Annotated in this window: 1 protein-coding gene; it reads left to right on the forward strand. The window is 66.2% G+C overall.

Translation table 11 applies throughout. From position 1 onward, the window contains the following. Window positions 1–19: 19 nt before the first annotated feature. Window positions 20–825 (forward strand): IS5 family transposase gene (locus ACG00X_RS24025; protein ID WP_394492348.1). Its coding sequence is split into 2 segments (ribosomal slippage): window positions 20–347 and window positions 347–825, totalling 807 coding nucleotides; the frame shifts between segments, so codons are not numbered across the junction. The last annotated feature ends 7 nt before the right edge of the window (window positions 826–832 follow it).

Raw genomic sequence — 832 nt, forward strand, 5'->3', positions numbered from 1 at the left:
TCAAGAACCGCTGAGGAAGATGGCAGTCAAGAAGGAAGTCAGCGCAGCACTGTGGTCGCGGATACAGCCGCTGTTGCCCGAGGTGCGGAAGTCGCCACGCGGAGGACGCCCTCGGCTGAGTGACGAACTGGCGCTCAACGGCATCTTGTTCGTACTGCGCACGGGCACGCCCTGGGAGTACCTGCCGCAGGAGCTTGGCTTCGGCAGCGGCATGACTTGCTGGCGGCGGTTGCGTGAATGGCAGGTGGCCGGCGTGTGGCATCGGTTGCACCTGGTGTTGCTGGCCGAATTGCACGGCGCGGGGCGACTGGACTTCAGCCGATTCAGCCTGGACGGGGCCAGCGTGGCCAGCCCCCGGGGGGCTCGTACACGGGCCCCAACCCGACGGATAGGGGCAAGCTCGGCAGCAAACGTCACCTCGTCACGGACCGGCAGGGCATCCCGCTGATGTTTTGCGTCACGGGCGCCAACCGGCATGACTCGGTGGTGTTCGAGGAACTGGTGGACGCGCTGCCCAGCGTTGCGGGCAAGCGCGGCAGGCCACGCCGCTGGCCCGAGAAGCTGCATGCCGACAAGGGCTACGACTTCGCACGCTGTCGCAGGCACCTCAGGCGACGAGGCATCCAAAGCCGCATCGCACGACGGGGTGTCGAACGCAATGACCGGCTGGGGCGTCACCGCTGGGTGGTGGAGCGCACACATGCGTGGCTGGCCGCGTTTGGCAAGCTGCGCATCCGGTTTGAGCGCGCCGTCGAGACTCATGTGGCGCTGTTGAGCTTGGCCTGCTGCGTCATCTGTTGTCGCGCCTTGCCGGAATTTTGTTAGCGGCTCT

The organism is Pelomonas nitida (assembly GCF_043555975.1).
Classification (GTDB): Bacteria; Pseudomonadota; Gammaproteobacteria; order Burkholderiales; family Burkholderiaceae_C; genus Pelomonas; species Pelomonas nitida.